Raw genomic sequence first — 23,305 nt, 5'->3', positions numbered from 1 at the left:
GAATTCGAGATAAATGAATATAAGATAAAAAGGAGGACGAACACATGATCAGCAGCTTGCAGCGAATCAATGAACTGGCCCGTAAAGCACGTGAGGGAGGGTTGACTCCAGGAGAAGTCGAAGAAAGAGCGGCATTGAGGGCAGATTACCTGCAGGAAATCCGCGGTCAGGTCGCCTCCACCATGAGCAGTTTGACCATCGTGAATGAAGACGGCGAGGACGTCACCCCTACAGCCCTTGTCATCGAAAAAGCCATTCAGTATCGGAATTCACTTCCGTTTTAATCATAGAAGAAAGAAGGAATCGACATGGAAATCGGATTGTATTCAATCGGGGAACATTTGAGGAATCCCATGAACGGGGATTATATTTCTGCCCAGCAACGGATCCGGGAATTAATTGAAACGGCTGCCTACGCAGATGAAGCCGGGCTGGACGTTTTTGCCGTCGGGGAAAGCCATCAGCGCCTGTTCACGACCCAAGCCCATACGGTCATCCTCGGTGCGATCGCCCAAGCCACGAAAAACATCAAGATCGCAAGCTCCGCAACGGTTCTCAGTACATCCGATCCGGTTCGCGTGTACGAGGACTTCGCCACCATCGACCTGATCTCGAACGGCCGCGCGGAGATTGTTGCCGGCCGGGGATCGCGTGCGGGTGCGTATGAGCTCTTCGGGTATGATATAGAGGATTATGAAGACTTATTTGAAGAGAAAATCGAGCTCCTCATGCAGCTCAACAGAGAGGAGAATGTGACGTGGGAAGGCAGATTCCGGGCACCACTCCGCAAGGCCACGATCCTTCCGCAGCCGCTCCGTGGCTCCATGCCGATCTGGCGGGCAGTCGGGGGACCGCCGGAGAGTGCCATTAAGGCAGGAAAAGCAGGGGGCCCCATGATGCTCACTACACTCGGTGGACCTTCCACCGGCTTCCTTCCAGCTGTGGAAGGGTTCCGGAACGCAGCCAGAGAGGCTGGTCACGATCCCGCTTCCCTTCCCCTTGCCACGGCGGGCTTCCTTTATACAGCCAAGGACAGTCAGACGGCACTGAGGGAATTCTATCCTCACCTTAACAGCGCCATGATCCAACTGAAGGGTGGCGGTTACCCGCAGGATCAGTTCGCCGCAGCCACGGATCACCGCGATGCCCTGATGATCGGCTCCCCCCAGCAAATCATCGAGAAGATCCTCTATCAGTATGAACTTTACGGCCATCAGCGCTTCCTCGGAGAAATCGATCTCGGGGGAATACCGCTTGACCAAATCAAGAAGAATATTGAGCTCATCGCTACCGACATCATGCCGGCGGTTAAGAAATATACGGCAGGTTAAGGCGATAAAATAGGGACGGTTCCCACCCATCGATTGTTCGGTGCATCGGAACCGTCCCTATTCGTCATTTCAATTCTACTTCCCAGTCCTCCGCCAGTTCCTCGATGTGTTTGTTTAGCGTATTGACCTTTTTATTATAGTCTGCCAGCAGGTCATCGGATTCTTCCATCAAGGCATCATCGGTGGCCTCCAATGCGTCCTTTCGTTTATGAAGGAATTCAAGATAGACTTCCTCTACCTCCCGTGTCTCTTTCACCAACTTCTTCATTTCAGATTTTTTATAGCTCCAGCCTTCTATGGCATCAAGAATATCCTCATACCCCGGTATGGCATCATTTCCGATGGCAGCTATCACTTGACCAAGATCCTTGTTCGGACCCTTGGATGCTTCGATCTTCGATTTTTTGGCGTCCGCCTCCATGGACCCCAGCTCAACCAGATCTTCATTGATGAAGGCAATCAATTCTTTTTGGCTTTTATACGTAAAGAACGTATAATCCACGCTGCATCCGGCTAGAACCATCGTGGCCAAGCAGGCTAAAAATAGTTTCTTCATAGGCGGTTCCACCCTACAATTGACAAAATTTACCACTATAACATGGATTCCTTTACCCATAAAAGGATCTTTTTATCCATTTCAGCTAAAGAAATGTGAGAATGAACGACCCTATCATCTGAAAGAAAGGGAAGGTTCCGTTCAGGCATCAGCCGATCGGAACCTTCCCTTTCTTACTCACGCTGGTCTTAGCGTTTTTACGTCTGACCGTTTTGACGCACCGGAACCGTCCCCGTGCTTCACTCATACACTTCCTCCCGGGTGTGGAAGTGGTCGGCGATGATGGTGGTGTCGAGGTTGGCTTTGTTTACGGCGGTGGGCTGGAGGAGGACGGATGGGACTTCGATTTTGCCGTTGTTGATTTTTTTGTCGGTGTCGATGTATTCGCCGCGGGCGATGGAGATGGCGAGGGCTGCCGCTTCTTCTGCTAGGATGTTGATCGGCTTGTAGACGGTCATGGCCTGGGTGCCCTGGACGATGCGGCGGACGGCATTGAGCTCGGCGTCCTGGCCGGCGACGGGGATCTTTCCGGCGAGTCCCGCTTCCTCCAGCGCCTTCTCTGCCATGCCGGCGGTGGCATCGTTGGCCGCGATGACGGCATCGATGTCACCATCACTCGCTTTGAGGGCCTCTTTCATATTGTCATAGGCGTTCTCGGGCAGCCAGTTGTCGGTCCACTCATCGTACACCACCTGGATCTCTCCGCGGTCGATGGGCTCCTTCAGTACGTCAAAGACGCCTTTCTTCAAGAGGTGGGCGTTGTAGTCCGTTTCCGCCCCGCCGATATAAACGTATTTGCCCTTCGGCACAAGTTCGGTGATGGCACCGGCCTGAAGCTCCCCGACACGTTCGTTATCGAAAGATACGTACAGATCGATGTCGGCATTCCGGACGAGGCGGTCATAGGAGACGACCTGGATGCCAGCTTTATGGGCTTTTTGGACGATGGCCGCGGCGGCTTCTGCGTTATACGGGACGATCACGAGGACATCGACTCCTTCTGCGATGAGCGTTTCCGCCTGCAGCACCTGGAGGGCATCATCCCCACGGGCCTCCGTGATCAACACTTCCGCTCCCTGGTCCTCCACGGCCTGCTTGAAGAGGTCCCGGTCCCGCACCCATCGCTCCTCCTCAAGCGTATCCATGGAGAATCCGATCTTCACGGAGCCTGGTGCTTCTTTTTTTTCTTTATGGACCGGAACAACCGGTGCTTTCTCTTCGCATCCGGCGAGGATCATCCCGAAGAGGAGGAGCCACGCCAGGTGACGCATCGCTTTCCCCATGCCCCATCACCCTTTACACATGTTGTCCGAGCAGGCTCCTCCGGTACTCTTTCGGGGAGTGCTTCGTCATTTTCTTGAATACCTTACTGAAATAATTCGGATCGTGATACCCGACTTCGTAGCTGATTTCCTTGATGCTTTTCTCGGGATCCTTCATGAGCCCCTTCGCCTTGTCCATGCGGCATTCCGTGAGAAAATCGATGTAGTTTATTCCCTGCTTCTCCTTGAACATCTTACTGATGTAAATCGGGCTGAGATGGACGGTCTGGGCCAGGGTGTCGAGTGACATGTCCTCGTGGGAGTGATCCTGGATGTACTGCTTGATCTGTTGGAACGTATCAGCCTCCGTATGGCTGAAATGAGTCCGGTAGCCTTCCTTCATATCATCCAGTAGGCGCTCCGCTTCCTTCCGCAGCGTGCGGTAGTCCGTCGGCTGCACGGAAAAGAGAGGCTCCTGCGTGTCGATTCCGCTCTCACTGAGAACACGGGACGTCATCCACAGCACCTGGAGGATCCGCTGCTGGGAATAGATGATTGGCGTCCCTTCTTTCTCCAGGGTAGTGATGGCGTTGGTCACCTGAGTCTGGACCCGGTCCCACTGGCCTAAGCGAATGTTTTCCATGAGCTCCTTCTGGTCGGTCAGCCTGCTCCCGGGTTTCGGGCTTCAGGGGGATTTCCTCGAAGAAGCGGTACCGTTTCCGTCCCTGTGTATCGACGGTGGCGAGCATCGCCTCCTGATAGGAACGCCTCACGTCATCCAGGGAGGAGCAGACGGTCCCAATCCCGATGAACCAGTCCTGCTCCGAACCGAGGGAAAGGAGCTCCCGTGCAAGAGCCGTCGCCTGTGAACGGTACGTGGTCCCGGGCTCCCTGAAGACGATGAGGGGAAGCTGCCGGCCGTATAAGGCACCGGTCCAGCCGCGCTGGCGGATCGCCTGACGAATCTCGGAGTAATGGGCATCCCCATTTTCCGGAAGGAGGAGGACCAGGACGAACAGATCCCCTTCTGCCGGAACGTCCAACATCTCCATGAGCAGATCCACATGCACATCGTGGACGTGGTCAAAGAGGAGCTGGGTCACGACGTCGGTTTCAACGAGCATCCGTGCCCTCTCCCATTTCTCCTGCTGATCGAGGCTCGCCACATGCTTACTACGCTCCGACTCGATTTCACCGAGGACCTTTCCGATCGTCGCCACGATCTCCGCCGCCTTGCTCGGCTTCAGGATGTAATCCTTCGCCCCGAGCTTGATGGCTGCTTTCATATAAGAAAAGGTATCATAGGCCGTCACCATGATGAACTTGATATGAGGTTGTTCCGCCGTGATGGCCTCGATGGCTTCAAGGCCGTTCATCCCCGGCATCTTGATGTCCATGAGGATGAGATCAGGGGTGAATGTGGCCGCCATCTCAACGGCCACCCTTCCGTTTTTCGCCTGTTGGATGACGATGTCGGGGAAATGCTTCTCCAGGATGAGCTGCATCCCTTCCCTTTCCATCGGTTCATCATCCACGATGAGCAATTTGATCATGATTCTCCGCTCCTTCCCGTTTGATTCGCAGTGTGATGGTCGTTCCCTTTCCCTCTTCGCTTTCGATCGCAATCACATCCTCGACTCCGTAAAAGAGGTGCAGGCGCTTCACGACGTTGCTGAATCCTATGCCCGTCGAATGCCCTTCCGGCAGTGCTTCTTCCTCGACGATCTGACGGATTTTTTCCCGGGGCATGCCCGCTCCGTCATCACTGATTTCAACCGCGATCCCGTCTCCCTCCTCATACACCCGGAAGCGGATGTTGCCTCCATCTTCCTGCGGTTCGACGGCATGGATGACGGCATTCTCCACGATGGGCTGCAGGGTGAGGGCCGGGATCTTCGCGTCCAGGCAGGAAGGATCGATGTCGGTGGTGAACTGAAGGCGGTCGGCAAACCGGGCCTTTTGGATATCCATATACTGAAGGAGCACAGCAATCTCATCCCCGAGGGTGACGGAGCGGTTCTGGCGCTTCAGGTTGTAGCGCAGGATGCCCGCCACGCTCACCAGCAGGTCACTCGTCTCCTCGGACCCTTCCATATAGGCTTTCTTCGACAATGTATTCAGCGTATTGAAGAGAAAGTGAGGATTGATCTGACTCTGAAGGCTCCTGAACTGACTTTCCTGGAGGAGAAGCTTGCTTTCCTGAAGCTCCCTCTCTAAGGCAGCCTTCTGTTTCATCTCCGAGATGAGGTTGTTGATGTTGATCCGCATCCGGTCGAAGGTTTTTGCGAGGAAGGCGATCTCGTCATTCCCCTCCACCTTCACCTCCTGGCTGAAGTTCCCCCTGGACAGCTCATTGGCGGCTTTCGTCAATTTGAAGACTGGCCGCGTGATGCCTAAGGAGAACCAGTACGAGGCAATCAGCAAGAGACAGGTGATGAGGAGGAGCACCCAGATCCCGAGCTTGATCACTTCGGCGGACTGCTCCATGATCCCCCGGTAGCGCACATTGTACGTCGTGAGCTCCTTATCGATCAGAGTGAGGGTCGTTTCGGAAATATACCCCGAGATCCGGTTCGCCTCGGCAAACTCCCTCGCCGACGCTTCCGCATCGTTCTCTTCCTGGAAAAGGAGGAAGCGATCCGTCGTCTCAACGAGACTGTCGATGAGATTCAGATAGTTTGATAGGGTGAAATCATTGTCCCGGTTCCGCAGGCCGTCCACGACGGTCTTCCCGTCCTTCATCTTTTCTTTGCTTGCCTGCAGTTTCGCTAGATTCCCATCGGTGCTCTCGACCATATAGTTATTGAGATCCGTGACCACCTGCTGGCTGTTCCGTGATACCTCATTCATGCCGAGGTAGCGCTGGAGGATATCATTATATTGTTCGTGTGTGCGGTAATTGTAGTAGGTCAGGGCAAGCCAGATCGCCGACATGATGATCATGACGACCGTGATGAGGGTGAGGATCTTTTTCTGTATGTAGGTCATCGGTCGTCACCTTTCACAATCTTCACGTCGGTAATGTAGCCCGCGGGGTCAAGGGGTACCGTCTCCCCGTTCAGCCATTCCTCCATGAGCTGAACGCTCCACTCCCCCATGCGTTCGGGTTCCTGTTCGACGACGGCGTTGATCTTGCCCTTGGCAAGGAGCGTCATGGATTCGGGACCGTCATCGAAGGAGTAGATGAGGTACCCTTCTTCTTGAGAGCGCTTACTTATTTCCTCGATCATGGCCCCGAGATTCCCCGCATTCACCGAGATGAACGCATCGACATCGGGCTCACGGTTCATGACCTCCCGGGTCGCCGTGATGATCTGGTCGCGGGCGCTTCCTGTTTCCCCCTCCACGATGGTGATGGACGGATGACTATCAAGGACGGAGCGGATGCCTCGTATTCTCTCATTCTGATTGTATTCGCGCTCGGCATCCACCATGAGGACGACCTTGCCTGCATTCCCCATTTCCTTCACCAGGGCTTCAGCCATGAGCTTGCCAGCTTCGAATGGATCGGAGCCGATGTAGGTGCGGCGGAGGCTCTCACTCATGGGGACGTCGTTGGCAACCGTGATGACGGGGATCCCGTTGAAGGAGGCTTTCACCTTCGTCAGCTCCTTGAACTCCGGCGTATCCATCCCCTGGATGAGGATGCCGTCTACTTTCGATTGAATCGCGATCTCGATATTCTTCAAAAATTCTTCTTCATTCTTGCCGTACGTCCCCCACACCTCGAGACTCACGCCTTCCTTCTTCGCCTGCTCCTTCGCCCCTGTCGCCACCTGATCCCAGAACGGCGTCTGCGTATCCTGGGTGATCAGGACGAGTCGGCGCTGCTCCTTGGCAGCAGGCATCGATTCCCGCAAAGGGCCTTCATCGGCCAGAAATACTTTTTTCGCTGACAGGAACGTCAGATGACACAGCATCAGCACCCCCACACACAGCACCACCAACCCGATCTTCCTCACGTCCCATCACCTCCCGTACATGCCAAATCTCCTACGCCTATCATAGCATGGCAACGCCCTCTGCGCTTCCTATTTTTTGCAGGTGCGCGAGGACGATACTTGTGTGTCATGTCACGCCCCTTCACTCAGCAAACGCCCAAAAGGACGACCCTTTTGGGGCCGTCCTGGTGCGTCAGCGTTTTTTACGGGTAAGGACGTCGAAGATGACGGCGCCTGCAAGTACGCCTCCGCGGATCATGTATTGGTAGGAGATCCCTACTCCGAGGAGGTTCATGCCGCTTGTGAGGGAGGCCATGACGATGGCACCAATGATGGCACCTGTCACTTTCCCTACTCCACCGGCACTGGATACACCGCCGACATAGGCCGCGGCGATGGCATCAAGCTCGAACAGGGTCCCGGCCGTCGTGGTGGCCGATTGGAGCCTGGAGGTGAAGAGGATTCCCGATAGGGCGGCTAGCATCCCCATGGAGCCAAACACGATATACGTGATTTTCTTGACGTTGATCCCGCTCAGGTGAGCCGCTTCCGGATTACTTCCGACGGCGTAGATGTGACGTCCGAGGACGGTTTTCGTCGATAGGAAGTGATACACCACCACGACGAAGAGGATGATGACCATCGTCCAGGAGAAACCGTTGTATCCGGCAAGGATCCATGTTACGTAGCCGATGATGGCTGAGACGAACACGAGCTTCAGGGCAAAGATCGGCGCTGAAATGACTTCGAACTCGTACTTGATCTTGTTGCGGCGTGTGGAAAATTCGCTGTAGATGTACAGGAGAATCCCCACGACTCCGACCAGTAAGGAGAGGAGGTGAAGACCGTTCACCTGTGTGAGGGACGGGATGAACCCGTTCCCGATGGCATTGAATTTGTCATCCTGGATGATGATCGTCCCGGTCTTCTCCGTCACCTGAAGGAGGGCTCCACGGAAGATCAGCATGCCGGCAAGGGTCGCCACGAAGGACGGGATGCCGATTTGTGCCACAAGAAGTCCGTTGAAGAGTCCCACAACCGCCCCGAGTACGAGGATGATGGGAATGGTCAACCATGGGGACAAGCCCGCCTGTGTCAATAGGATCGCTGCAATGGCCCCAAGGAACCCGGCAGCGTACCCGACGGAAAGATCGATGTGGCGGATGACGATGACGAGGGTCATCCCCACGGCAAGGACCGCGATGTATCCGGCGGAATCCAATAGATTACTAATGTTCCTCGACGTCATGAACAGCCCGTCGGTCATGAATGTGAATGTTAGAATGATAACGGCTAATGCAATGTACATCCCGTAGTCACGGATATTATCCCGGATCAGCATCCTTGTTTCTTGAAAAATATTCATCTCTATCTACCCCCTTATTGCGTTGCTAGCTCCATGATTTTTTCCTGATTGGCGTCTTCAACTTGAAGTTCGCCCTTGATCTGGCCCTGGGCCATGACGTATACCCGGTCGCTCATGCCGAGGACCTCCCCGAGTTCGGATGAGATCATGACGATGCTGAGGCCCTGTTCAATGAGCTCATTCATCACCGTGTAGATCTCGAACTTCGCCCCGACGTCGATTCCCCGCGTCGGCTCATCGAGGATGAGCAGCTTCGGTCCGACGAACAGCCATTTCCCGATGGACACCTTCTGCTGGTTCCCCCCGCTCAGGTTCCCGACGAGTTGCTCAAGGGATGACGCCTTGATGTGAAGGGATTTATGATATTTCTCCCCTACCCGTATCTCTTCGTTTTCATTGATCACGCCGGCCTTGGAGGAAATGCCCCCGAGGTTCGCAGCGGAAATATTGCTCTTGATATCCTGGAGAAGGAAGAGTCCATCATCCTTCCGATCCTCCGTCACGTAGGCGATGCCCGCCTTGATGGCATCACGCGTATGCTTCAGGACGGTGAGGGTGTCGTTCCAGATCAGATCCCCTTCTAGCTTGTAGTGCTTGGCGTTGCCAAAAATACTCATGGCAAGCTCGGTACGCCCGGACCCCATGAGCCCCGCAATCCCGACAATTTCGCCTTTTTTCACCGACAGATTGACGTTCTTGATCACCTGTCGGCCGAGCTGCGGGTCATAGGCCGACCAGTTGTGGAGCTCGAGGATGTTCTCGCCGTGCTTCTTATTCGGACGCTTCGGATAGATATCCTGGATGTCGCGCCCGACCATGTTCTTGATGATGACGGGTTCTGTGATCTGGCCCGTCGCGGCATCGAGGGTACAGATCGTCTGCCCGTCCCGGATAACCGTCGCCTTGTCGGCGATATGGATGACCTCTTTCAGCTTGTGGCTGATCATGATGCACGTGATGCCCTGTGCCTTCAGGTCCTTCAAGAGCTCCAGCAGGTTTTCACTGTCGTCTTCATTCAGTGCCGCCGTCGGCTCATCGAGGATGAGGAGCTTGACGTCCTTACTGAGTGCCTTCGCGATTTCCACGAGCTGACGCTTCCCGACGCTGAGGTCGCGGATGAGCGTATCGGGATTCACGTCGAGCTTCACTTTCTTCAGAAGCTTCTGGGCTTCCACGATCGTACGGTTCCAGTCGATGAACCCGCCGACCTTCACTTCATTCCCAGCAAAGATATTTTCATAGACCGTGAGATCCGGGAAGAGAGCGAGTTCCTGATAAATGATGGCGATGCCTGCCTGCACACTGTCACTGATTTTGTTAAATTGCTGAACGTCCCCTTCGAACACAATGTCACCCGTGTAGGTCCCATATGGATAGACGCCGCTCAGCACCTTCATGAGCGTGGACTTCCCAGCCCCGTTTTCCCCGATCAGACAGTGGATTTCGCCTTCCTCGACCTTGAAATTCACATCGCTCAGTGCTTTGACCCCTGTAAACTCCTTGGAGATATCATTCATCTCCAGCAAATACTTCTTCAATTCGTTAACCCCCTTTAACAAAAGCAATGACAGGTGGAAAAGTGGCGGGATCGCCCCGCCACCACATCCTTCTTACTCCAAACCTGTGAATTCGCTAGCTTCATAGTATTTGGAATCAATCAGCTTTTCTTTCACATTTTCTTTATCCACTACGATGACTTCCGTTTGCTTCGCTTCTACTTCTTTCTTGCCATTATCGTAAGAACCGGTTGTTTCAGGTTTCTTATCATCAAGCACGTCGACTGCGATACCCATGGCATCCGTTACAAGTGTGCGGACATCCTTGAAGACCGTCATGGACTGCTTGCCGTCGATTACATATTGGATCGAAGCTTTCTCTGCATCCTGACCTGTGACCACAAAACTCTTCACTTCTGAATCGGATCCGAATACATCCGCGATGCTTCGTGCCGTACCATCATTCGGTGCAAGGACGGCTACGTCACCCTTCATGTCCGCTCCGACTGCTGTCAAATGCGTTTGAGCCTTGTTCTTGGCTTCGTTTGGATCCCAGTTCGTTGTGACCTGTCCGAGGATCTTACTCATCTGGTCACGGCTGAGTTCTGCCGTATCCTTCAGGCCTTCTGCTTCACTTGAGTTGGCAATCTTGAAAGTGCCATCGGCGATTTTCGGTTGAAGGGCTTTCCAAGCTCCTTCGAAGAATAGGAACGCGTTGTTATCTGACGCTGCCCCAGCATACAGGTAAAGTGGTACATCCTTGCCTTTTGCGTGGTCGATTAAGTATTGACCTTGAGCTTCCCCAACCGCGACGCTATCGAATGTCACGTAGTAATCAACGGCATCCGTATTCGTGATCAAACGGTCGTACGAGATGACCGTTACGCCTTCTTTCTTCGCAGACTCGACAGCCGCTGCTGCAGCGTCCCCGTCCTGAGGCGTGATGATCAGGACATCGATGCCTTTATTCAGCAATGTTTCCACATTTTCTTTTTCCTTGGCAGATGAACCCTGACTGAACAGGATTTCAACATTGTAATCCGAATCCTTCAGCGCATCTTTAAAGCGTTTTTCATCCTGAACCCATCTCGGCTCATCCTTCGTCGGAAGAACGATCCCGATATCGACGCCGGATTTGCTCTTTCCTCCACCTGAACTACTGCTGCTGCCACAAGCGGCCAGCATCCCCATGAATAAAGCCAGAACCATAAAAAATGAAGCCATTCTCAACATTTTCTTCACACTTGAATCCCCCTTTAACGTGTTGGTACATCTTGATTATATGGGTCCTTCATCATAATTGTAATCGCTTTCAATAGCACTCTTTTGGTATCACCTGTATTTTTTTGGTGTTGGGGGTTTGGGAGGAATAGGATGGGGGGAGCGGGCGTATGGTTTTGGGTTGCGCTGTGGTGAGTTGAAGATGGGTTGATGGCTGCGCGTTTTTGTTGGGAGTGTCGGAGCTTGAATGGTGGATGGTCGTTCAGGGGGGATGGCGGTGGTGGCTCGGGGTTGGAATGATGGATGCGATCTGTTGGTTGGTGCCCGTTAGTGGTTGTTGGCGTTCGCACATAACGAAGTAGATTCATATGGAACAGCATTCAATCGCTGATTTGACTGGAATGTCGCAAGTAGAAAAACGGTGAGGCTGGGAGTTCGCAAATAACCAAGCAGATTCATATGGAACAGCATTCAATCGCTGATTTGACTGGAATGTCGCAAAATAGAAAAATCGTAGACCCGGGAGTTCGCAAATAGATTTTCGTTTTTCGCAAATAAATTTTTAAAAGTCGCAAGTATTTTTTTGATTTTCGCAAGTAAATCGATCTTTAACAGTTCCGAATCTTCCCGTTCGACAAGGTTCGACCAAATTCACAGCGTGTTTGAATGATTCAAGACCTTTTTGAACAGATCCGTTGAAATTACGACTGGTAAACGCATGGTAAATCAGGGCAATTCTCGTATAAATTTAGATTGTTAACGATATCGGGAAAAAGTCGCAAATAAGCTGCATGCGGCCCATTCAGAAATGACCACCATCCATCCCCCCACCTAAAAAAGACCCCCTATACCTTACGCCTTCAGGGGGTCCCTCCATTATTTCATCAATCTCGGTACAACCTTGATATACACCAGCTCCCCCACGAGCTCGACGATCGTCTGGGTGACGATGACGGCGGCAGCGATCCTTGCCCAGTCCCCTGGCAGAGCGAGGGCGAGGGGCAGCACAACCAGTGAATTCCGCGTACCGGCGCTGAAGATAAGGGCGCGTCCCTCCCCTGTGTTGAGCTTGAACAGGGCCGCAATGGAACGGGAGATGAGCGGGCTCACGACCAGGAACAGCACATAGATCGGAATGACACGAACAATCACATCGAGGTCGCTGTACACCTTACCGATCTGCGAGGCGACAACGACGATGAGGACAATGGCCATGAACGGGACGGGAAGCCATGCCGTCCAATTGAGGAACCGGGCTCCGGTTATCTTCCTGCCTGCCCACACTTGAGTGAGTATCGCCAAGATAAGCGGCGCCACGATCAGGAAGAGAAAGGCTTCGAGGAAGGGACCAACGCGCACGATTCCGGTTATCTCTCCCCCTATGAACAGCCAAAGATACACCGGTAAGAGCAGCATCTGCATAACGAACAGTACTGGTGTGGAAGCGAGCATGAGCTTTTCATTGCCTTTCCCGAGCTGGGTGAACACGATCACGTAATCGATGCAAGGCGTGAGAAGCACGAGGCACAGCCCCAGCAGGAAGGGCGGCGTCAAAGGAAACAGTGTAATCAGAACCCAAACAATGACGGGTACCGCAATAAAATTTGCAATCAATAAAGCCGTCATGAACCTCAGGTTCGACCAGGCTTCACCAAGGTTCAAAAATGGGATTTGCGTGAACATCCCGTACATTAGGATCGCGATTAACGGTGAAATCCCCGCGTCGAGGCTGCCCCCTGCCTCCGGACTGAGAAGCCCCACTGTCCCACCGATGAGGAGGGCAATGGCATAAATCCAAATTTGCTGGTTTTCCAGCTGTTCTCTTGTCATTTTCATTTCTTACTCCTTCTCTCATCCGATAGTAGTAAGTGTAAAGGAAGTGATGGGGTATCTCAATAGCGGTTCATGGGGACGATTCTTATGCGCCAAAAAAATGGCGCACCGGAACCGTCCCCATGCTTCACCTCCCCACAAAAAAAGAAGAAACACACATGTGCTTCTTCTTTTTTGTCTTTCAGTTGTCGGTGTATAAGGTCTTCTCAGCTAGTTGGGCGAGTTCTTGAGCTTTGGCGCTGATTTCCTGGATGGTAGCTGAGAATTCCTGGATGGATCCTGATTGGGTGTCAGTCAACGTGTAGACTTCCTGGAATGATTGGTTAAGGGATAGAAGGAGTCCCTGGATGTTCTTTGTGATATCGTTGATCTGGGTCACGTTCTCTTTTGAGTTCGTGGCAAGCTTGCGGATTTCGTTGGCGACGACAGAGAAGCCTTTTCCGACTTCACCGGCGCGGGCCGCTTCAATGGCCGCATTCAGTCCAAGAAGGTTACTTTGATCCGAAATGCCTTTGACGACCCCGGAGATTTCTCCAATCTCTTCTGCACTTGAGCTGACGTCCTTCATCTGCTCAGTCATATCCGTGACACGACCAGACAATTGAGTGACGGATGCGCTGATATCCTCAATTGAAGCCGCCGTCTGTTCGACGATAACCGAGAAACTTTCGGCCATTTCAAACAGGGCACTTGCCTTCTCAAGGCTAGTTCCAATTCCGACACCGCCGATGACATTCCCTTCGTCATCATGGAGTGGGATTGCGCGGGCAATCAGCGGAAATCCGAACAGCTCTTTTGGGACGACTGCCGTCAGCTCTTCGTTTCCACGTATGGCCTTCGTGACAATGTCCTCATCCATGAGTGGATCTCCAGGTTTCACGTTCAGGGAGAACGTTTTGCCAGGAATGTTCAGGATGAGTTTTTCGGTATCATAGATCCCGACTGTTACATCATCCTGAAGCAGTCCGTTAAGGAAGGGTGCAACTTGGACGAAGGATTCGATTATTCTTTCGTTTGCCATCATCATTCACATTCTTTCTATTAATATGGTAGTTGACGCTGTCCGTAGTTGACAGAAATCCATTTAAGGGTTGTGAATTCATCCAAGCTCCATTCGCCGTTCATGCGTCCGATACCGGATTGTTTCTCTCCACCGAAGGCCACGATCGGCTCATCGTTGATCGTAATGTCATTCACATGAATCATGCCGGTATGGACCTTCTTCGCAAATTCCACTCCGCGCTCCAGATTCGAAGTATGCACGGCGCCGCTTAGTCCGAAGCGGGTCTCATTGGCGATGGCAATCGCTTCTTCTTCCGTGTCGAACGGAATGACGCACACGACTGGACCAAAGAGTTCTTCTTGGGCAACCGTCATATCTGTCGTCACATCCGCAAGCACGGTCGGTTCGAAGAGGCGGCCGCTGTTGGATCCTCTGAGCACAGGGTTTGCTCCTTCTTCGATTCCTTTTTCGATGAGGGCGGATAGGTTTTTCGCCTGGCGGTCATTGATCACAGGCCCTATGATGGTGTCCGGATCTTTCGGGTCACCGGTTTTCAATGTTGAAACCTTTGCCGTAAATTTCGTCACGAACTCATCGTATACTGAGCGCTGTACGAGCACGCGGTTTGCACACATGCAGATCTGCCCCTGATGGGTGAATCGGCTGAAGGCCGCTGCATTGACGGCGTACTCAAGATCAGCGTCTTCGAGTACGATGAAGGCACTGTTCCCACCAAGCTCAAGAAGAGGCTTTTTGAAGTTCTTCACGGCTACTTGACCGATGTAGCTTCCGACGCCGGTTGAACCGGTGAACGAGATGATGCGCGGAATCGGATGCTCCACAAACGCATCCCCGATTTCCTTGATGTCTGCAACGACAACATTCAGAAGACCTTTCGGCACCCCTGCTTCTTCAAAGATCTTCCCGATGAGTGTTCCGCCTGTGATCGGGGAATCTTCATGTGGCTTCAGGACGACGCCATTTCCGGCTCCGAGTGCAGGTGCCACGGATTTAACGGATAGGAAGAACGGGAAGTTGAACGGACTGATGACGCCCACGACCCCAGCCGGGATGCGGTACAGTCTGTTTTCCACGTCATCGATCGTAGACGGCAGGATCTTGCCTTCCATGCGGATCGGGAAGGTGGCTGCTTCTTTGATCATGTTTTTCACTAGACCGATCTCGAATACGGCCTTCAATCTTGTTCCACCGAGCTCATCGATGATGATCGAGATGATCTCTTCTTCATTCTCTTCAATGTATTTAACGGCATTTTCAAGGATGTCGCGCTTCTTGAACGGGTTTACTTTATCCCACTGAAGCTTAGCCTCTGCGGCTGCTTTGTAGGCTGCATCTATGTCTTCTGTATCTGCAAGCTTATAGGTAACGATGGATTCACCGTTGTACGGGTTGATGTCAACCATTTCACCGGTGCTGTTCCCGTCTCTCCACTCGCCTCCGATGAATTGTTTTCCCAATGACTCTCTATTCATGCTAAAACCTCCAGATAGTATAAATCTCCAACATTCTTTTTATCGGCTACTTAAGGAAAATCTTTACTGGGAAATGGATATTTCATCCCATACCGTTTTCACTATTCACTCTGAGCCGTATAACCAAGACGTACTTGAAAATAAAAACCGATCCCAAAACGGGATCGGTCATGTGTTAGCAATTTGGAGGCCATTCCGGAAAGTCACAGCTGGAATTGGCATCCTGATCGACGAATTCAGGGTTTCCACGAGGGAAGCAGAATTCAGCGAGAACCTCCAGGGTGACGTTGGCATGGACCTCGATCTGCAGGCAGGCCAAGAGGTTGATCTCGAAGAACTGATCGGTGAGGACTCCGCCATCTGCCATGCATTTTACTTCAAGGAGCGAGCAGTCGATGTTCCCGGCGTTGAGGCCATCAGGAATGCAAACGGCAAGGGAACGGTCGAGGTAAGCCCGGTAGTCGATGGTGCACGAGCCCCCGTCCTCCGTTTCAAGGGTCAGGCTGACCGGGATCTCAATCCTGACATTCACGACACCCGGACTTCCATTCTCGTACCCGATCACGCGGCAGGTTGTGGCTCCGGTGCTACAGGAGATTGTCACGTCTTCGCCGAGGGCGAGGGCGTCTTCTACGATTCCCCTGCAGTCAGGCGGGATCATGACCTTTTGACTTTCCCGGAATGGAGCAAACACCCAGTCATAGACTTTGCTTACGTTGATGCATTCCGCATTCAGTTCGATCACAGGCGGTGTAGTTGGAGGGGGAGTTGGTGGAATCTCTCCCAGTTGAATATCAAGATCAAGTACCTGCCCCTCTGTCAGAGTGACCTCAATCCGCCTCTCTTCATATCCTTCTGCCCTGACCCGTACCACAAATCGGCCAGCCGGCAACCCGATTAGAAGATAGACCCCATCTTGAAGGGACAGTGTGGATTTGAAAGGAACTTCTGAACCAACGGGAAGGATTTGCACAAGAGCCCCCGGAACCGGTCCACCTGTCCCGATATCCGTGATGAAACCTGTTAAGCTTGCAGGATTCGCTACTAAGGCGAAATCCTCTTGAGCGGTTTGACCAGCCCTGATGGCAACATCCCTTCTCTCAGATTGAAAACCTGTGGCCCTTACAACCAAGACCACCGGTCCCTGAGGAAGACCACTCAGCAAATATGCCCCATTGACATCTGTCAAGGTACTTCCAAGCGGCTGCCCGGCGACCGTGAAGGCAAGAACGAGTGCGTTCACAATCGGAGTATCGTCGCTTGCCCGTCTCACTGATCCCGCAATAGTACCAGAACCCAGTCCCAATGCCTGATTGACCACGACCCGCTCATTCAGCCCGAGGACAATCGGGACCGTTCCCGTGACATATCCTGGGGCTTGGAAACGGAGAGTATACTCACCTGGTGACAACCCATCCAATGCATAATTCCCGTTCGGGTCGGTGAATCCTGTTGCCGCAATGATGCCGGAGCCGCTGTATAGGAGCGTCACCGATGCATTGGCAATCGGAAGTCCACTGGCGGCCTCTGTGACGGTGCCCTCAATCCTTGATGGAAGTCGATCCAAAGCCACATCATTCGTCTTTACTTCTCCCGGATTGAAAAAAAGGAGGTTCGTCTGGGATTGATAATTTGTGGCACTATAGACGACCCGATATTCTTGGGGTAAGAGACCATCAATGGTGTAGCCCCCTTGTTGGTTCGTCAGGACGGATGCAACAGGGATTGTGGTCCCTACCACGAATATCTGTACGAGTGCCGATGGAAGTGGAAGTCCGTTCGCAGCATCCCGAACGGTGCCTTGGATGGAGGCAGTATCCTGCACAAGGGATACATCCACGGTAACACTCGTTCCGGCAGGTAAGGGAATCGTCCTGAGAGTCGTTCCAAATCCGGTCGCGCTGTAGATCACGGAATAGGTTCCTTCCCTGATACCCGGTAGTTCATAAAAGCCATTTGCATCCGTCAACGTACTCGTCACAAAGGCACCATTCTGAGTAAAGACCCTCACAAGAGCCCCTTGAATCCCTGCCCCCGATCCCTGAGCCGTCACCCTGCCAGAAATAGTAGAAGGATTAGCGTCCAGGAATGCATTGATGGTTGCAACTTCATTTTCTTCAAGCGTGATGGATTGTACGTCACTAGCAAAGGCATTAGCTGAGAAAGTCAGGGTATACTGTCCTTCAGGTATATTGCTCAACGTGTAGGTCCCATCGGTGCTGGTTAAGACGCTTCCTACTTCTATATCGGTATTCGGAATGACTAGACGGACAAGCGCCCCGGCGATTGGGGATAATGTGATGGCATCGGCCACAGTTCCAATGATCGTTGCTGGGAACGGACTTAATGGGATATTGAGACTCTCCACTTCACCAGGGCTAAGGAACACCGTATTGGTACTGATTTTATAATTTTGAAGCTGTGCTCCGACATCGAACGTCCCTTCCGGTAGACCGGAAACAATATACCTTCCGTTCCCATCCGATATTACTCTTCGGACGAGGACATTGGTTCCGCTTACCCTGATTTCAATCACCACCCCAGATAAAGGAGAACCATCTACCGCATCAAAGACTAACCCGTTCAACGTAGCAGGGTTCCCTTGTAAGAGCAAGTTCACCGTGTTGGTCACGTTCGGTTGCACCAAGGTTTCACTCAGGCCGGCCTGGTAAACGGGGTTCACCGCTCCCACCGTATAATCACCTGGAGGCAACCCTCCTGCATAATAGAAGCCATTCGCATCCGTATTCACTGAAGCAATAATGGTTCCTTGGTTGTTGATGACCCGCACGAGTGTCCCTCCTAGCGGCTGCAGGGTCTCAGCATCCAGGATGGTTCCTTGGATGGCACCCGGATTCGGCGTGAGGAATACCTCAACCGTCGTCACCTGACTGCTGACGACATCGGCTGACACGGCGGCTGACCCATATCCATCGATACCGGATACGACCACGTAGGACCTTGGTGATAATTGAGTGGATCGGAAGAACCCATTCGCATCCGTGAGAGTCGTTGTTATGATCGGCCCATCTCCAGAGAACTGCCGGATTGTCACGGTGGCATTCGGGATCGGCAGATTGGTTCCCGCATCACGCACCGTTCCTTGAATCACCCCCGGATTAGGCTGGAGGGCAAAGCTGACATTGCTTACGATATTGGGCGCAACCGTTACACCTGACAACTCAGGTCCGAAATTCGCGGCATTGGCTATAACGGTGTAAGTGCCCGGAGTCACTCCTGTAAAGGAGTATTGGCCAGAATCATTTGTCAATGCAGTGGATACATTGACCCCCGCTACATTCCTGAGTGTCACGGAAGCATTCGGTACTGGGGCTCCTGTAGTCAAATCGGTCACAAGTCCCACAACCTGACCTGGGTCATCCCTCAGGAGCAGTTCAACCGTCAGGATATCTCCTGGACCTGCAAAGACAGTCTTGGAATCGGTTCCGAAATCCACAGCATCCGCTGTAAAGAATAAGGTGCCCGCGGGAAGTCCTTGAAACGTTACCTGACCTGAAGAATCGGTCGTTCCTGCCGCAATGACGATGTTATTTGCCGATTTGACCTGCACTTGAGATCCTGCAATCGGCGTAGACGAACCTACGATAAGGACGGTCGCTGTCACGGCAACAGGATTTGGAGTGAGGACATTCGAGACGGGGGTTACCTGATCGCTTGCTACAATCGCTGAAACCGTAGAGGAAGCAAAACCTGGGGCGCTGGCCGTGATAAAATATGTCCCCTGCAGAAGCTGAGGAATCTGATACGTTCCATCCGAATTGGCCAGGACCGTTGCAATGATGACATTGTCTTCGTTCACAACGGTGATCTGAATGTTTGTACCCGTTACAGGGTTTCCATTCGTATCCACCACGGTACCTGCAATGGTCCCTGGATCCGGGGTGAGGAATAAGTGGACGATGCCGTTCTGATCGCTGACAACGATCGCTCCCACTTGTCGGGAGGCATAGCCGGTCAGGGAAGCTGTCACAATATAGGTTCCAGGAGCGAGACCACTCACAAGGAAGTTCCCGAACAAAGAGGTGGTGGTGGTGATAACGGGAAGCTGTGTTGTGGCATCCGATATGACAACCGTGGCTCCTGACAAGAGGGTACCCGTAAACGCATCCGTTACCTGACCAGTCAAGCCCCCTGTATCCGCCAGGAGCGTGAAGTTCACATCCGGCAGGATTTGCCCTGCTGTCAGCGTTACGCCTTGTGACGCCTGACCAAAATTGACCGCATTGCCCACTACCGTATAAGAGCCCGCCGGAAGATTCCCCACCGTATAGACTCCGTTGGCGTCAGAAAAACCTGAAGCCACCAAGATGCCTATCGGATTCAACACTTGAACGAATGAGGTCGGAAGCGGCACCCCGCCGGTTGTCGTGATGGTGCCCGTTATGGTGGCGGGATTCGGTAAGATGGTCAGTGCGATGACATCTGTCTCCCCACTAACCACCACTGCACCTGCTTGTGCGGATGAATAGTTCGGTGCACTCGCCGTGACTGTGTACACACCTGGTGCCAGATTATTGAAAGAGAAGGTTCCATCAGGGTTCGCTGCAAACGAATCGATGAAGACGTTATTGATATCCCTTAGCTGTAAAAGCGTGTTCTGTACTGTAGGGGTGACCGTCCCGGTAATGCTCCCAGGATCAGGGATCAGTTGAACGGCTACCGGCGTAGTGACGCCCGAAACGACGATCGCGCCCACACTGCGATTTTGAAAATCGGGAGAAAGGACCGATAGGGTATATTGATCCGGCGCAAGTCCGGTTACGGTGAAGTTCCCGGCAATGTCCGTCAGTACGGACGTGACCAATTGACCGCTACTATTCAGGACCGATACTACCGCCCCTCCAATCGGCGTTGAGCCGATACTGCTTGTGACCGTGCCGAAAATACTTCCCGGATTTGGCAAAAGGGCCACATTCCCGACCGTCGTCAGATTCGGGAACACTTGTACCGTAGCGCTATTGGTCTGGAAGTCCACCGCAGAGGCGACAACGGTATACACCCCCGGTGCAAGATTCCCCAAAACGTATTGACCGTCCGGGGCAGATTGAACCGTGGCGACAAGAGAGCCCCCTGCATCCAAAACCCGTATCTGTACATTCGCTCCTGCAATCGGACTCCCAGTCTGGGCGTCGAGAATCACCCCGGAGATGGTCCCAGGATCACTGGCAAGAGATAGGTTCAATACGGTCGTTCCGGCAGCTGCGATACTGGCGCCAGCCGAAACTTGTTGGAAATTGAGACTGCTTGCCACCACGATGTAGTTTCCGGGAGCAAGACCCGTGACCGTATACGTCCCGTCATTTCCTGTCACCGTCGTTGCGACGATGATTCCCGTACCCGAGCTTGCTGCCACCGTCACCGAGACGCCCGATAGGGGATTGGCACCCTGATCGGTTATGGTTCCAGTCAACGTACCTGGATTTGGAGTCAGGAGTGCGTCAAGCGTTGTAGTCTGTCCACCTGATATGGATGTCCCTAGAGAGGCCGACGTGAACGTATTGGCCCCGATCACGACGGTATAGGAACCTGGAGAAAGCCCCGGAACGGTGTAATTCCCTGCCAGATCCGTCAACACGCTCGCGATCTGGACGTTATTAGCGTACACCGTTACGACCGCACCAGGGATTGGCAGGCTGCCCGGGCCAGTCACGGTACCCGATAACGTTCCTGCTATCCGTGTCAATGGAGCATCCACAACCGTGATGGCATTGGACGTCACCACGGCTCCATTGGTTACACTTCCATATCCAGGTGCCGAAAATATAAGAGAATACGAACCTGGACGCAAGGAGGCAAAGGTATACACTCCCGTCACATCGGTCGACAGTGTCCCCGATACGACCCCCTGTCCGTCGATCACTTGAACCGTGGCCCCCTGTATCGGCAGCAGAGTCGCCGCATCCCTTACCTGCCCCGTCACCGTTCCCGGGTTTTGCAAAAGGAGAAGATTCCCTGTCGCCGTCAACCCCGAGACAACCAATGCCGATACGATACCCGTGGAATATCCTGAAACCGACGCCCTTACCTGATAAAGCCCGGGAGCTAGTGCATCGAATGTATAGACGCCCCCTGCATCCGTCGTCGTCGAGTTGAGGAGGATCCCCGTAGATGTAAGCAATTCCACCGTGGTACCGGGAAGTGGTGCACTGGTCACGCTATCCTGTACCGTACCGGAAAGGGCACCGGGGTTCGGCACTAAGGTAACATTCACGACCGATGCCTGATTGGCCACCGTCGTGACGCCAATCGTCTGAGATTGAAACGCCGGGGCGGAAACCGCTAGATTGTATGGCCCCGGTATGAGTCCCACAAAAGAGTAATTTCCTAAAGCATCCGTGATCGTGGTACCCACGATGACACCTGAAGAATTCGTGAGGACGATCGTCGCCCCGAGGATCGGACCACCGCTTGAAACATTCCCCGAAATGCTACTTGTTTGAGGCTGTAGCGGGATATTCACCGTATTAGAAGCACCAGGGGCTACAGATGTGTTAACACTGGCGGTATTATACGTCGCCCTGGCTGCTTCGATTGTATAGTTCCCCGGTACCAGATTGGTGAAGGAATAAAAGCCGATGGCATTCGTAATCGTCGAGGCCACAACCGTGACCCCCTGTAGGAGATTGACCGTAGTATTTGGCAGGAAAAGCCCCGTAGCCTGATCGGTGACAACGCCATTGATCGTAGCAGAAGCTGTTACATTTACGTTCACAACGGTCGTATTGGAAGTCACCACCCCTCCCGAGAAACTATCCAGTCCCGTAGCCACTACGCGATCAAGGAGCCTTTGTCCGCTCAGTGTGTAGGAACCTGTAAGAGTGAACGTCAAAGTAGCTTGGATGTTGGCAGGAAGATTTCCTACATTCCACGTCAACTGCTTCGTCAGTGCATTATAACTGATCAACCCTTGGGAGACACTGTCCACCACAAACGAACTGACCACATCTGTCCCGATGAGATCAACCAGAGACACGGCATTGGCCGCTGACTGCCCATTGTTCCTCACGGTGATGGTCCCGGTCCACGTGGCTTGCTGCCCGAGCAGCAGGCTGGTCGGGCCACCGGTGAGCTGCTTATTTGTTTCAAGACGGGCACGGATATCAGCATCCTGAGCAGATATGGGATTACTAAAAGCATTGACAAACGAAAACCCTTCACTTGTACGCAAGGAGTCCTTGTTATAATTATTCGCATTCGCCGATGAAAAATATATGGTGCGCAACAGTGAAGCCTCTGTGATCCCCAGGGTGGAGAAAAACACACTGGCCGGTAAATACCAGTCCAAAAAGAAATCCGGAGTACCTCCGATCGACGAATCAGCGGGAACCACCCTTGCAAAGTCGAAATTGGTTATGGTCCTTGACACATTGGGAGCCCCATTGCCATTGGTCCCTTCCGCCTGATCTGTCCAAGAATTGAATTGAACGATCGTGTTCTGGATCAAGCTGACCCGATTGTTCAGTCCATCCACATTGAATAGCCAGTTGTATGTTCCTGCAACGCCTGTCGTGTTGATCAGTACGCCCCAAGAAAAGTTCCTGAAACCAGTCAGCTGCGTGTTACGCGGATCTGCCTCCAGTCGTAGCCTGAAATAAACGTTGGTCCCATCATAGGCAAAAAAGCCGGTCGGGAACGTCGAATTCCCGACAAGGTCCGTCGAAGCGGGGGATTCATCCCCCAAAACGTCAAAGAGCGGGACGCCACCAACCTCTATCGCAGTATATTGATTGTTACTAGGAAACGCCAAACCTAAACCCCTCCTTATCCTGTCATCCATACATC

Annotated in this window: 15 protein-coding genes; 2 read left to right on the top strand and 13 right to left on the bottom strand. The window is 52.9% G+C overall.

Annotation, left to right across the window (positions count from 1 at the left end; genetic code table 11):
- The first annotated feature begins 44 nt into the window (after positions 1–44).
- Positions 45–284, top strand: a complete 240-nt coding sequence (locus ABJ225_RS07945) for a DUF896 domain-containing protein (RefSeq protein ID WP_048013691.1) — start codon at positions 45–47, stop codon at positions 282–284.
- Between the two features lie 24 nt (positions 285–308).
- Positions 309–1,331, top strand: a complete 1,023-nt coding sequence (locus ABJ225_RS07940; RefSeq protein ID WP_347319407.1) for an LLM class flavin-dependent oxidoreductase — start codon at positions 309–311, stop codon at positions 1,329–1,331.
- 64 nt (positions 1,332–1,395) lie between these two features.
- Here the strand turns inward: ABJ225_RS07940 and ABJ225_RS07935 are convergent, their stop codons facing one another.
- From ABJ225_RS07935 to ABJ225_RS07875, 13 genes are all read right to left on the bottom strand, one after another.
- A complete protein-coding gene (locus ABJ225_RS07935) occupies positions 1,396–1,887 on the bottom strand; it encodes a hypothetical protein (RefSeq protein ID WP_347319405.1) in 492 nt (163 codons plus the stop codon).
- Positions 1,888–2,126: 239 nt separating this feature from the next.
- Positions 2,127–3,170 (bottom strand): sugar ABC transporter substrate-binding protein, encoded by a 1,044-nt coding sequence (locus ABJ225_RS07930; RefSeq protein ID WP_238283816.1) that lies wholly within the window; start codon positions 3,168–3,170, stop codon positions 2,127–2,129.
- Positions 3,171–3,183: 13 nt separating this feature from the next.
- Positions 3,184–3,666 carry a helix-turn-helix transcriptional regulator gene (locus ABJ225_RS07925; RefSeq protein ID WP_347319403.1) on the bottom strand — a complete coding sequence of 161 codons (483 nt, stop codon included), beginning with the start codon at positions 3,664–3,666 and terminating at the stop codon, positions 3,184–3,186.
- On the bottom strand, positions 3,644–4,702 hold the full coding sequence (locus ABJ225_RS07920) for a response regulator (RefSeq protein ID WP_347319401.1): 1,059 nt from the start codon (positions 4,700–4,702) through the stop codon (positions 3,644–3,646). The genes ABJ225_RS07925 and ABJ225_RS07920 overlap by 23 nt, the downstream gene beginning before the upstream one ends.
- A complete protein-coding gene (locus ABJ225_RS07915; protein ID WP_347319399.1) occupies positions 4,677–6,137 on the bottom strand; it encodes a sensor histidine kinase in 1,461 nt (486 codons plus the stop codon). Before ABJ225_RS07915 ends, ABJ225_RS07920 begins: the two co-directional genes overlap by 26 nt.
- Positions 6,134–7,111 (bottom strand): sugar ABC transporter substrate-binding protein, encoded by a 978-nt coding sequence (locus ABJ225_RS07910; protein ID WP_347319397.1) that lies wholly within the window; start codon positions 7,109–7,111, stop codon positions 6,134–6,136. The genes ABJ225_RS07915 and ABJ225_RS07910 overlap by 4 nt, the downstream gene beginning before the upstream one ends.
- 172 nt (positions 7,112–7,283) lie before the next feature.
- Positions 7,284–8,456, bottom strand: coding sequence for a sugar ABC transporter permease (locus ABJ225_RS07905; protein WP_148796601.1), 1,173 nt, complete (start codon positions 8,454–8,456; stop codon positions 7,284–7,286).
- Positions 8,457–8,470: 14 nt separating this feature from the next.
- Positions 8,471–9,994 (bottom strand): sugar ABC transporter ATP-binding protein, encoded by a 1,524-nt coding sequence (locus ABJ225_RS07900; protein WP_156183325.1) that lies wholly within the window; start codon positions 9,992–9,994, stop codon positions 8,471–8,473.
- A gap of 72 nt (positions 9,995–10,066) precedes the next feature.
- Complete coding sequence (locus ABJ225_RS07895) at positions 10,067–11,176, bottom strand: sugar ABC transporter substrate-binding protein (RefSeq protein ID WP_481900613.1); 1,110 nt, start codon at positions 11,174–11,176, stop codon at positions 10,067–10,069.
- An 873-nt stretch (positions 11,177–12,049) separates the two neighbouring features.
- Positions 12,050–13,009, bottom strand: a complete 960-nt coding sequence (locus tag ABJ225_RS07890; protein WP_347319394.1) for an arsenic resistance protein — start codon at positions 13,007–13,009, stop codon at positions 12,050–12,052.
- Positions 13,010–13,187: 178 nt separating this feature from the next.
- Positions 13,188–14,027 carry a methyl-accepting chemotaxis protein gene (locus ABJ225_RS07885; protein ID WP_481900610.1) on the bottom strand — a complete coding sequence of 280 codons (840 nt, stop codon included), beginning with the start codon at positions 14,025–14,027 and terminating at the stop codon, positions 13,188–13,190.
- Positions 14,028–14,047: 20 nt separating this feature from the next.
- On the bottom strand, positions 14,048–15,502 hold the full coding sequence (yfmT, locus tag ABJ225_RS07880) for a benzaldehyde dehydrogenase (RefSeq protein WP_290031307.1): 1,455 nt from the start codon (positions 15,500–15,502) through the stop codon (positions 14,048–14,050).
- 175 nt (positions 15,503–15,677) lie between these two features.
- Complete coding sequence (locus ABJ225_RS07875; RefSeq protein WP_347319392.1) at positions 15,678–23,270, bottom strand: carboxypeptidase regulatory-like domain-containing protein; 7,593 nt, start codon at positions 23,268–23,270, stop codon at positions 15,678–15,680.
- Positions 23,271–23,305: the final 35 nt, after the last annotated feature.

It is taken from the genome of Rossellomorea sp. RS05, from assembly GCF_039822645.1.
Taxonomy (GTDB): Bacteria; Bacillota; Bacilli; order Bacillales; family Bacillaceae_B; genus Rossellomorea; species Rossellomorea marisflavi_B.
This window is presented reverse-complemented; position numbering and strand designations above follow the sequence as displayed.

Coding starts and splice junctions, on each gene's coding strand:
- ABJ225_RS07905 (WP_148796601.1), bottom strand. CDS start 8,456: ATGAATATTTTTCAAGAAACAAGGATGCTGATCCGGGATAATATCCGT.
- ABJ225_RS07920 (WP_347319401.1), bottom strand. CDS start 4,702: ATGATCAAATTGCTCATCGTGGATGATGAACCGATGGAAAGGGAAGGG.
- ABJ225_RS07945 (WP_048013691.1), top strand. CDS start 45: ATGATCAGCAGCTTGCAGCGAATCAATGAACTGGCCCGTAAAGCACGT.
- yfmT (WP_290031307.1), bottom strand. CDS start 15,502: ATGAATAGAGAGTCATTGGGAAAACAATTCATCGGAGGCGAGTGGAGA.
- ABJ225_RS07930 (WP_238283816.1), bottom strand. CDS start 3,170: ATGGGGAAAGCGATGCGTCACCTGGCGTGGCTCCTCCTCTTCGGGATG.
- ABJ225_RS07895 (WP_481900613.1), bottom strand. CDS start 11,176: ATGGCTTCATTTTTTATGGTTCTGGCTTTATTCATGGGGATGCTGGCC.
- ABJ225_RS07940 (WP_347319407.1), top strand. CDS start 309: ATGGAAATCGGATTGTATTCAATCGGGGAACATTTGAGGAATCCCATG.
- ABJ225_RS07890 (WP_347319394.1), bottom strand. CDS start 13,009: ATGAAAATGACAAGAGAACAGCTGGAAAACCAGCAAATTTGGATTTAT.
- ABJ225_RS07925 (WP_347319403.1), bottom strand. CDS start 3,666: ATGACGTCCCGTGTTCTCAGTGAGAGCGGAATCGACACGCAGGAGCCT.
- ABJ225_RS07935 (WP_347319405.1), bottom strand. CDS start 1,887: ATGAAGAAACTATTTTTAGCCTGCTTGGCCACGATGGTTCTAGCCGGA.
- ABJ225_RS07885 (WP_481900610.1), bottom strand. CDS start 14,027: ATGGCAAACGAAAGAATAATCGAATCCTTCGTCCAAGTTGCACCCTTC.
- ABJ225_RS07915 (WP_347319399.1), bottom strand. CDS start 6,137: ATGACCTACATACAGAAAAAGATCCTCACCCTCATCACGGTCGTCATG.